Here is a 10,371-nt window from a genome sequence, read left to right on the forward strand (position 1 = left end):
ACACCATACCCGCCTACTCTACTGTAACCGATTTAGCCAAATTTCTCGGTTTATCAACGTCACATCCACGATGAAGCGCTGCATAATACGCTAGCAATTGCAACGGTACAATCGATACGAGCGGGGTTAAGTGTTTATTCACAGTTGGAAGAATGAATTGGTCTCCTTCTGCTTCTGTTTGTTCTGTACTGATGATGCAAGCGTGTGCTCCGCGTGCCACGACTTCTTTTACATTCCCGCGTATATTCAAATTCACGTTTTCCTGCGTATTTATGGCAAGGACAGGTGTGCCTTCTTCAATTAACGCGATGGTTCCGTGTTTTAATTCTCCCGCCGCAAATCCTTCTGCTTGTATATACGATATTTCTTTTAATTTTAGCGCTGCTTCTAGAGAGACGTAATAATCTACGGCACGTCCAATGAAAAAAGCGTTCCGTGCATCTGTTAAATACGTCCGCGCTAGTTGTTCGATGGTTTCTTTTTCCCCGCAAATAGTTTCTACTTCGTTTGCTACAATCGATAACTCTTTGACTAAATCAAACGATATAGATAGTCCTTTTTGTTTAGCAAGGTCATTCGCCAAAATGGCAAGGACTGCTAGTTGTGCTGTGTACGCTTTTGTAGACGCTACGGCGATTTCTGGACCTGCATGTAAAAGAAGTGTTGCGTCAGCTTCGCGCGATAAGGTAGACCCGGGAACGTTTGTCATCGTAATGGTTGGGTATCCTAAATTTTTTACATTCACAAGTACAGCTCGGCTGTCTGCTGTTTCGCCGCTTTGGGAAATGAAAAGAAACAATGGTTTTTCTGTTAATAACGGCATGTTGTACGTAAATTCGCTTGCGATGTATACTTCCACTGGAATTTTAGCGAAGGCTTCCATCAATTGTTTTCCGACAAATCCCGCATGGTAACTCGTACCGCAGGCGATGATATAAATTCTGTCTGCTTGTAACATTGCTTGACGGATGTTATCTGCAATGTGTAATTCTCCGCTTTCGTTTTGATATTGTTGGATGATTTTACGAATAACAAATGGTTGTTCATCAATTTCTTTTAACATGTAATGATCATACGTACCTTTTTCAATGTCACTTTCGTCTAATTCTGCTTGAAATGGTTCGCGTGTTTGTACGATGCCATCTAAGTTTTTAATCGTTACTGCGTCTCTTGTAAGCAGAACGATTTCTTCATCCATGATTTCTAAAAACGTATTTGTTACGGCTAACATTGCCATCGCATCACTAGCGATGACGTTAGCCTGTTCACTTAAGCCAATAAGAAGTGGGCTTTTATTTTTCGCTACGTACAATATGTCCGGTTGCTCTGCATCGATAAATGCTATGGCATACGAACCTTTTACTTGTTTTAATGTTGCTTGAAACGCTTTTTCTACATTTCCGTATTTTTTTGTGTTTTCTTCTAGCAATTGAACGATTACTTCTGTATCTGTATCGCTTTTTAACACAATATGTTGTAAATACGCACGTTTTAATGCTTCATCGTTTTCAATGACTCCGTTATGGACGAGCGTAAAACGCCCGCTCGCACTTTGATGTGGATGGGCATTTACTTTACTTGGTACCCCGTGCGTTGCCCAGCGTGTATGACCGATGCCAACCGTTCCTACTACATTCGCATCGACAGCAGTGCGTAACACGTCAATCCGCCCTTTTTCTTTAAATACGTGTACACCTGTTTCATTTGCGATGGCAATACCTGCTGAATCATATCCACGATACTCTAATTTTTCTAATCCTTTCAGCAATCGTTCTTTCGCATCTTCTACTCCAATATAACCGACAATTCCACACATACTCTGTCTCCTTCCAACTACGTACTCTCATCATTGCTTCGTTGTTTGTCCAAAAAGTCACCTTTTTGTTTTTAACGTCGCTCATAGTTGTGATAATCAACTAGAAGGCACCCGCCGAATGTTCGATAAACCTTCTCCTCGTCCACTATTACTTATTCCGTCCGTGTAATAGTTCTGGCGCTCCGACATCACAACTTGTGATATCGTGTAAAAAATATTACGTTACTTTTTTTGGAACGTCAATAAAAAATTTTCATTGAAAACGCTTTTAAAATAACATTTTATATAATTGTAAAAAAACAAACAGCATCTTGAAAAATAGGGCACTGTACCCATTAGCATTATCTTTTACTCTTTCCATTTTAGGCATAAAAAAACCGAACCTTTCTAAAAAGAAAAGTTCGGTCTTGGATTTGCTATTTATGAAGGAGCGCCCTCCGCTTTTTATTCTAATCTAGCTCCGGGCGCTAGGGGCTAGAGTCATAAGCTGGATGGCTCCATGAGGAAAGAACGCCTCATTCTGCCATCTAGCTTATGCTTGTCGCCCCTGACCGAGCGCCCTCCGCTTTTTATTCTTCCACGACTGCTTTTGTTAGGTTGCGTGGAGAATCGACGTCGCGTCCTAGTTGGAGTGCTGTGTAATAGGCGATGATTTGAAATGGTACAATCGATACGAGTGGTGATAATGATTCGTACACTGCTGGGATGACGATTTGATCGCCTTCTTCTTGTGTTTCAGTTGTACTAATCACGCATGTTTTTGCACCTAATGATGCAATTTCTTTCATATTGTGATGAATCACTTTGCTTACGTTCTTTTGTGTGCTGACAGCAAAGATTGGCATACCTTCATCAATTAATGCCATGGTGCCGTGTTTAAATTCTCCTGCTCCGTATCCTTGAGCGTAAATATATGAAACTTCTTTCAATTTTAATGATGCTTCTAACGCTGTATAATAATCCATTGTACGACCTAAGAAGAAACAGTTTTTCGCTTCTGAGAAATAATCACGCGCAACCATTTTATATGGTTCTTTATCTGCAGTAATTGCTTCTACGACGTCTGCGATGTTTGCTAGTTCTTCTGCTACGTTAATTGGTAACGGAAGTCCTTTTTGATTTGCAAGGTCTGCTGCAATCATAGTAAGGACAACAAGTTGTGCCATGTATGCTTTTGTCGATGCGATTGCAACTTCTGGACCAGCATGTAGTAACAATGCATGCGATGCTTCCCGAACAAGTGTAGAATCAGGAACGTTTGCAAGTGTTAAAGTCTTGTAGCCTAATTCTTTCACTTTATTGAATACTAGTAAACTATCTGTTGTTTCTCCGCTTTGAGAAATAAAGATAAAGAGTGGATTTTTTGATAATAACGGCATGTTATACGCAAATTCACTCGCAATGTGCACTTCTACCGGTACTTGTGCCCATTTTTCAATTAAATCTTTTCCGACTAATCCAGCATGATAGCTTGTGCCACATGCGATAATATATAAAGTATCTGCCGCTAACAAACTTTGACGAACATCAGCTGCTAACTGAACTTGGTTCGCATTTGTATACTCGTTAAGAAGATGACGAATGACGGCCGGTTGTTCGTCGATTTCTTTTAACATAAAATGCTCATAATTTCCTTTATTCATTTGTTCTGCCATGATGACAAAACTCCCTTCAACATAAACTTTCATCATCATGATGTTGGTTGTGCAAAAAGTCACCTTTTTGTTTTCAACATCACTTACGGTTGTGATGAAGCAACCAGAAGGCATCCGCCGAAAAACTCGATCACGTCTATCTTCCGCTACTTCTTTCTATTGAAATAGTTCGATACACGTATCCCACTTTTGTTCGTACAAAAAGGAATCAACCTTCTCCTCGTCAACTATGTGCTAATCCGTCCCAACATAGTCCTGGCGCTTTTTGGCTCTTCAGAAGAAAAGCCTGAAAAAATCATACTTGAATTTACATCATTAGTCAATACGAACACAAATTTGTAAACGTTTCCTCGTAAAAACAAAAATAGATGCACGTGTTTTTGTCCACTTGTGCATCTATTTTTTCGTTATCTTATGCTTTTGCTCCTAGTTCTTCTTCTACCACCGCCACGATTTCATCGACATATGCTTCACATAAACTTTCTGTTTCTGCTTCTGCCATGACACGAACGAGTGGTTCTGTTCCAGATGGACGAACTAAAACACGACCGTTGCCAGCCATTTTGTGTTCGACTTCTTCGATTTTTTGTTGTACACGTTCATTTTCAAACACAGCTTTTTTATCTGTCACACGTACATTTTTTAAGACCTGTGGATATTTTGTCATTTCACTCGCAAGTTCTTGTAATGATTTTCCTGTTTTCTTCATAATATTTACGAGTTGAATAGCACTTAACATGCCATCACCTGTTGTTACATGTTCTAGGAAAATAATATGTCCTGATTGTTCCCCGCCAAGTACGTAGCCACCTTCACGCATTCCTTCCATTACGTAACGATCTCCTACTTGTGTTTGAATGGATTGAATACCGGAAGCTTCTAATGCTTTGTAAAAGCCTAAGTTACTCATGATTGTAGAAACAACTGTATCATTTTTTAATAAATCATGTTCATGTAAATATTTCGCACAAATAAACATAATTTGGTCACCATCGACCGTCGTTCCTTCATGGTCGATCGCAATGAGTCGATCGCCGTCTCCATCAAAAGCAAGGCCAATATCTGCTCCTGTTTCTTTTACAAATGCACTCAAGGCTTCTGGATGTGTCGAACCAACACCTTCATTAATATTTAATCCATCCGGAGATGCCCCCATTGTGGAAATATCCGCTTCTAAATCTGCAAATAAATAAGAAGCTAATGAAGAAGTTGCACCATGTGCACAATCTAGTGCTACATGAATACCAGAAAAGTCTTCATCAATCGTTTGTTTTAAGTGAGAAATATATTTTTGACCACCTTCAAAGTAATCAATCACATTCCCTAAATTTCCTCCGATTGGACGTGGTAATAAATCTGTTTCTGCCTCTAGTAATTTTTCCATTTCTAATTCTTGTTCATCCGTTAATTTAAAACCATCTGGGCCAAAAAACTTAATCCCATTATCTTGTACAGGGTTGTGAGAGGCAGATATCATCACACCCGCTTGTGCTCCTAATGCTTTCGTTAAATACGCAACTCCTGGTGTAGAAATAACACCAAGACGCATTACTTCACAACCGATGGATAATAATCCCGCTACAAGGGCACCTTCAAGCATTTCACCAGAAATACGTGTATCGCGACCTAGCACTACTTTCGGTTTTCCTTCTGTTTGAATATCTTTCGTTAAAATATATCCACCACAACGCCCTAGTTTATATGCTAGTTCTGCCGTAAGTTCGGTATTTGCTACACCTCTGACACCGTCTGTTCCAAAATATTTACCCATTTACATGATCTCTCCTTCATGCCATGAAATATTTATCGTTAATAAAGAAAGCTCTGCACCAAATGGCGATGATTTCTTATGTTTATCCATTCCTAGAAATAGATAACACGAACTCCTTCATTAATCTTTGATTCGAATTGTTGCTTTTTTCACTTCTGCTGTCACTTTTACATTTTGTGGACTATTAAATTCAATGGATACATCGTGGTCTCCGCTTGATAACGTCGTTAAATCAACATAGGCTTCAATATCTCTTTGACTCATTGATTCTAACACAGATGGAGCGCCTTTCACAACGACGTCTATTTTTCCGCTATCTGGTGTAACGAAAAACGCTTTAAAGCCATCGGATAATCCAGCCATTTTAATTGGCAATTTTGTGAAGGTGGAAGTTGCTTCCTTCTCTACATCAATATGCACCTTCACCTTGTCAGGGTCCACTTTTGTTGCATCTTTTGGTACCGTCACAGGCACTTCAATGGTTGTATCTTCTTGAATTTTAGATAAATCAATTTGTCCACCATCCACAAACTCAATATTCTCTAATACTGTTTGCGGCCCAAAAACCGTCACTTTTTCAGGTTCTGGCGTAATCGATACGATACTTAATCCTTCTGGTAACGAACCCTGACGATTAATTTTAAGTGGGACTTCTTTATATGGGAACGTAATCGGTACTTTGACGTCGACTACGGCTGGATCTGTTAGAATATCAACGATTTCGCTATCTTTATTGTAAACATTGACTGGAATGGTTTCTTGGATTGTTTCTTTTTTCCCTTCTACGTCAATGTATCCTTTAATATAAGAAATTTGATCAATTTGTTCCCTAGTACCTGTCACTTTAATAACATTTGGGTTTGCAATCGGCTTTTCCGTCGCAAATCCGTCTGGGAGCTTGTTAACATTCATTAATTCAATTTTAACTGGAAACGAAGCGGTAATTTTTTCTTCGATTGTGACGTCAATCATTTTCGGGTCTACTTTTACGTCTAGCTTGTTCGAAATGTTTTTATACTGAACGGGAACTTGTTGTTCTCCAGGTTGAACATTTTGTAAATCAATAAAAAACTCATAATCTTTGTTTAACTGCGTTTTAGTAATTAAAGACGTTTGTCCTTTTAACGTCACGGTTACTTTTTTAGGGACGTTGGATACGATAAATTTATTTTGATCATAATACACGACTAATTTTACTTCAAATTGTTCCTGTGTCTCTTTTGCCACTCGGAATGGATTACCTGCAGGATTTGCAGATTCGTCCAACGTTACAATAAAATACAACATGAGTGCCAGTAAAAAAGCCGTGATTTTGACAAACCAAGGACTTTTAAACATTTTATCCATTTCGTTTTCCTCTCCATTGCCAACGTGTCGTCACTTGTGGCGTTTCATGGGCTAATTCTTGCAATAATATTTCTCGTAAGTCTTTTTCTGCAATATTCCGCAATAATTCCCCATTTTTCGCAAGTGACACATACCCGGTTTCTTCTGAGACAACAACGGTTAAACTATCGGTCACTTCACTAATTCCTACTGCTGCCCGGTGTCTTGTTCCTAATTCTTTTGAAATAAAAGGACTTTCTGATAAGGGCAAATAACAAGCAGCTGCTAAAATTTCATTTTCATGAATAATGACTGCCCCGTCGTGAAGTGGTGTATTTGGAATAAAAATATTAATTAAAAGTTCGGAAGATAGCTTCGCATGTAATGGAATACCCGTTTCTACATAATCGCTCATCCCTGTTTCCCTTTCGATGCTCATTAACGCACCGATGCGTCTTTTCGCCATATAGTAAGTAGCTTTTACGATTGCCTCTACATGTTTTTCAACCGCTTCTTCTTCTGGACTTGTCCCCCGTGAGAAAAACTTTCCCCGCCCTAACTGTTCTAATGCCCGCCGCAATTCTGGCTGGAAAATAATAATAATCGCTAACAAACCGTATGTAATGGCCTGATTGACCAACCATTGCAATGTTTTTAAACCTAATAAGTAACTCACTGCCCAAACAAGCAAAATGACAATAATACCTTTTAATAACTGAACAGCTTTCGTTCCGCGTATGACCATCATTAATTTATAAATGACATACGTGACGACTAAGATGTCTAAAATATCAGCTAAATAATTCCATATTGAAAAATCAGCGGGCATCTATTTTTCCTCCAAACTCTCACAAAATACAGGTATATTAACCTCTATAGTATATCATAGATACATTTCACCTTAATATTCTTCCAAACGAAAAATAAAAAACTTGGACCTTCGCCAAGTTTTTTATTTCGTTAATTATTCGAACATACTTTTGATTTTATACCATAACCAATCAAATAATTCGTCAATTTCTTCTATTTCCCCTGTTACCTCTCCCGCATTTGCTAAATATTGATTGCCGTTTATAATGACCGCGTCACCATGTAACTCTCCTTCAATCCGTAAATCCCCATTTTGAATGATTAAATCATCTTTTACAACAGTGCCTGCCGGAATAACTACTTCTTGTTTTTGATGGTCTACTACTACTTGATTTGTCTTTTCAATCGCAGCACCCGACACTTGAAATTGGCCGCTCTCTTCTGTCCAAGACTGATACGTACCACCAAACATGAAGACAAAGAAAATCGCACAAGCCACTAAAAATGGATGTTGTACAAACCATCGTTGTGCTTGAAATCGTTTTTTCTCTTTTGGCAACTGCTTTAATAAATCATCGACAAAATGTTCACTCGGGAACTCTTTTTTCATATTTTTTAAATGCGTTTCGACTTCCATTAGTTCATAAAAATGATTTTTGCAGTCAGGGCATTGTTTGATCTTTTGGTGTAAAAGTTGGTATTCATCCGCTGTAATTTCTTCATCTAACTGTTTATGCATCAGTTCGATAATTGTTTTATCACATTTCATAACCGATGATCTCCTTTACGTAAACTGACGTAATTTCTTCCGTAAGGCTTCCCTACCACGATGGATTCTCGTTTTTACTGTTGCTACCGGAATGTCAAGAATTTCACTTATTTCTTTTAAGGACAAATCATTCATATATTTTAACGTAATGACGATCCGATATTTAGGCGACAAAGTACTAATCGCTTCTTGTACCCACGCTTGCACTTCCATCGTCTCTACTTCGATTTCTGGGCTCCTCGTATCTGCTTCTAATTGCTGATACATCGTCTGTCCATCTGAACCAACAATTTCTGCATCTAAAGAGTAATCAGGCTTTTTTTTACGTAAACGATCAATGGATACATTGGTTGNTCGACTTCCATTAGTTCATAAAAATGATTTTTGCAGTCAGGGCATTGTTTGATCTTTTGGTGTAAAAGTTGGTATTCATCCGCTGTAATTTCTTCATCTAACTGTTTATGCATCAGTTCGATAATTGTTTTATCACATTTCATAACCGATGATCTCCTTTACGTAAACTGACGTAATTTCTTCCGTAAGGCTTCCCTACCACGATGGATTCTCGTTTTTACTGTTGCTACCGGAATGTCAAGAATTTCACTTATTTCTTTTAAGGACAAATCATTCATATATTTTAACGTAATGACGATCCGATATTTAGGCGACAAAGTACTAATCGCTTCTTGTACCCACGCTTGCACTTCCATCGTCTCTACTTCGATTTCTGGGCTCCTCGTATCTGCTTCTAATTGCTGATACATCGTCTGTCCATCTGAACCAACAATTTCTGCATCTAAAGAGTAATCAGGCTTTTTTTTACGTAAACGATCAATGGATACATTGGTTGCAATACGAAATAACCATGTTGAAAAAGTTCTTGATAGATCATATTGTTCAATATTCATATACACCTTTAAAAAGGTTTCTTGCGTAGCATCTTCTGCTTCTTGACGATTTCCGAGCATACGAAAACAAACGTAATACACTCGATTTTTGTATTCCTCGACAAGTTGGGCAAATGCTTGCTGGTCCCCTTTTTTTATTTTTTTTATGATTTTTTTCTGCTCTAGATTATCCATTGTTTCAATCCCTGTCCTTATTGCAGTTATTCTATATACGATTGTAAACAAAAAAGGTTTCATTTCCTATGTTTTTTTAAAAAAAATAAAAAAACCTTAAATCTGTGACGATTTAAGGTTATCATTTCTAAAATGGTGAGCCATAGAGGATTCGAACCTCTGACCCTCTGATTAAAAGTCAGATGCTCTACCGGCTGAGCTAATGGCTCATAAAATGGTTGGGCTAGCTGGATTCGAACCAACGCATGACGGAGTCAAAGTCCGTTGCCTTACCGCTTGGCTATAGCCCAATAATAGAAAAATGGTGGAGGGGGACAGATTCGAACCGCCGAACCCTCAGGGAGCGGATTTACAGTCCGCCGCGTTTAGCCACTTCGCTACCCCTCCACAGGAACTGGTGCCGGCAAGAGGACTTGAACCCCCAACCTACTGATTACAAGTCAGTTGCTCTACCAATTGAGCTACACCGGCATAGGTAAATGTAATTTGGATGGTGGAGGATGACGGGTTCGAACCGCCGACCCTCTGCTTGTAAGGCAGATGCTCTCCCAGCTGAGCTAATCCTCCATACACATAAATATTCGTTTTAAAATGGGAAACTGTACAGGATTCGAATAAACGTTTATATGCTAGTCCAGCACTCACCGATTTATTTGTGATAAATGGTGACCCGTACGGGATTCGAACCCGTGTTACCGCCGTGAAAGGGCGGTGTCTTAACCGCTTGACCAACGGGCCAAATCCCAATATAAATGCGCTCTCTGGAGCTTCCAAGCGGATTTGAACCGCTGACCCCTTCCTTACCATGGAAGTGCTCTACCTACTGAGCTATGGAAGCAAATGGCTCCACAGGTAGGATTCGAACCTACGACCGATCGGTTAACAGCCGATAGCTCTACCACTGAGCTACTGTGGAATAATAAAAAAGAATCGCCTGGCAACGTCCTACTCTCACAAGGAGAAACCCCTCACTACCATCGGCGCAAAAGAGCTTAACTTCCGTGTTCGGCATGGGAACGGGTGTGACCTCTTTGCCATTATCACCAGACAAAGTTATTCTTTCAAAACCAAATAACGAATGTTGTACAACCAATTTAGTATTAGGATAAGCCCTCGACCGATTAGTATCTGTCAGCTACACG

General features: G+C 39.2%; 7 protein-coding genes, 8 tRNA genes, 1 rRNA gene and 1 pseudogene. All 17 read right to left on the reverse strand.

What is annotated here, in order from left to right; all coding sequences use genetic code 11:
* Nucleotides 1–13: 13 nt before the first annotated feature.
* The 17 genes and pseudogenes from glmS to rrf all read right to left on the reverse strand — a co-directional run bounded on the left by glmS (nt 14) and on the right by rrf (nt 10,277).
* Nucleotides 14–1,816, reverse strand: a complete 1,803-nt coding sequence (gene glmS / locus BN1372_RS03240) for a glutamine--fructose-6-phosphate transaminase (isomerizing) (RefSeq protein WP_062197418.1) — start codon at nt 1,814–1,816, stop codon at nt 14–16.
* A 569-nt stretch (nt 1,817–2,385) separates the two neighbouring features.
* On the reverse strand, nt 2,386–3,471 hold the full coding sequence (locus BN1372_RS03245) for an isomerizing glutamine--fructose-6-phosphate transaminase (protein WP_187118383.1): 1,086 nt from the start codon (nt 3,469–3,471) through the stop codon (nt 2,386–2,388).
* A gap of 412 nt (nt 3,472–3,883) precedes the next feature.
* Complete coding sequence (gene glmM, locus BN1372_RS03250) at nt 3,884–5,242, reverse strand: phosphoglucosamine mutase (protein WP_062197420.1); 1,359 nt, start codon at nt 5,240–5,242, stop codon at nt 3,884–3,886.
* A 120-nt stretch (nt 5,243–5,362) separates the two neighbouring features.
* Nucleotides 5,363–6,589, reverse strand: a complete 1,227-nt coding sequence (locus BN1372_RS03255) for a CdaR family protein (RefSeq protein WP_062197421.1) — start codon at nt 6,587–6,589, stop codon at nt 5,363–5,365.
* Nucleotides 6,582–7,397, reverse strand: a complete 816-nt coding sequence (gene cdaA / locus BN1372_RS03260; protein WP_062197422.1) for a diadenylate cyclase CdaA — start codon at nt 7,395–7,397, stop codon at nt 6,582–6,584. Before cdaA ends, BN1372_RS03255 begins: the two co-directional genes overlap by 8 nt.
* Before the next feature lie 135 nt (nt 7,398–7,532).
* Complete coding sequence (locus BN1372_RS03265; RefSeq protein WP_062197423.1) at nt 7,533–8,147, reverse strand: anti-sigma factor; 615 nt, start codon at nt 8,145–8,147, stop codon at nt 7,533–7,535.
* Between the two features lie 15 nt (nt 8,148–8,162).
* A pseudogene (locus BN1372_RS03270) lies at nt 8,163–8,498 on the reverse strand (sigma-70 family RNA polymerase sigma factor); the annotation flags it as partial.
* A gap of 161 nt (nt 8,499–8,659) precedes the next feature.
* Nucleotides 8,660–9,238, reverse strand: a complete 579-nt coding sequence (sigW, locus tag BN1372_RS03280; protein WP_407656430.1) for an RNA polymerase sigma factor SigW — start codon at nt 9,236–9,238, stop codon at nt 8,660–8,662.
* 124 nt (nt 9,239–9,362) lie between these two features.
* A tRNA-Lys gene (locus tag BN1372_RS03285) sits at nt 9,363–9,438 on the reverse strand.
* A gap of 6 nt (nt 9,439–9,444) precedes the next feature.
* A tRNA-Gln gene (locus BN1372_RS03290) sits at nt 9,445–9,519 on the reverse strand.
* Nucleotides 9,520–9,531: 12 nt separating this feature from the next.
* Nucleotides 9,532–9,616, reverse strand: a tRNA-Tyr gene (locus BN1372_RS03295).
* Nucleotides 9,617–9,624: 8 nt separating this feature from the next.
* Nucleotides 9,625–9,700: transfer RNA gene (locus tag BN1372_RS03300), tRNA-Thr, on the reverse strand.
* A gap of 20 nt (nt 9,701–9,720) precedes the next feature.
* Nucleotides 9,721–9,796 (reverse strand) — tRNA-Val (locus BN1372_RS03305).
* A 96-nt stretch (nt 9,797–9,892) separates the two neighbouring features.
* Nucleotides 9,893–9,967: transfer RNA gene (locus BN1372_RS03310), tRNA-Glu, on the reverse strand.
* Nucleotides 9,968–9,991: 24 nt separating this feature from the next.
* A tRNA-Thr gene (locus BN1372_RS03315) sits at nt 9,992–10,067 on the reverse strand.
* A gap of 3 nt (nt 10,068–10,070) precedes the next feature.
* A tRNA-Asn gene (locus tag BN1372_RS03320) sits at nt 10,071–10,145 on the reverse strand.
* 16 nt (nt 10,146–10,161) lie between these two features.
* A 5S ribosomal RNA gene (rrf, locus tag BN1372_RS03325) occupies nt 10,162–10,277 on the reverse strand.
* Nucleotides 10,278–10,371: the final 94 nt, after the last annotated feature.

The sequence above is a fragment of the Massilibacterium senegalense genome (genome assembly GCF_001375675.1).
GTDB lineage: Bacteria > Bacillota > Bacilli > Bacillales > Massilibacteriaceae > Massilibacterium > Massilibacterium senegalense.

What these genes read in the sequence shown, in the direction of transcription:
- glmS (WP_062197418.1), bottom strand. Translation starts at nt 1,816, where the DNA reads ATGTGTGGAATTGTCGGTTATATTGGAGTAGAAGATGCGAAAGAACGA.
- BN1372_RS03245 (WP_187118383.1), bottom strand. Translation starts at nt 3,471, where the DNA reads ATGGCAGAACAAATGAATAAAGGAAATTATGAGCATTTTATGTTAAAA.
- BN1372_RS03255 (WP_062197421.1), bottom strand. Translation starts at nt 6,589, where the DNA reads ATGGATAAAATGTTTAAAAGTCCTTGGTTTGTCAAAATCACGGCTTTT.
- glmM (WP_062197420.1), bottom strand. Translation starts at nt 5,242, where the DNA reads ATGGGTAAATATTTTGGAACAGACGGTGTCAGAGGTGTAGCAAATACC.
- BN1372_RS03265 (WP_062197423.1), bottom strand. Translation starts at nt 8,147, where the DNA reads ATGAAATGTGATAAAACAATTATCGAACTGATGCATAAACAGTTAGAT.
- cdaA (WP_062197422.1), bottom strand. Translation starts at nt 7,397, where the DNA reads ATGCCCGCTGATTTTTCAATATGGAATTATTTAGCTGATATTTTAGAC.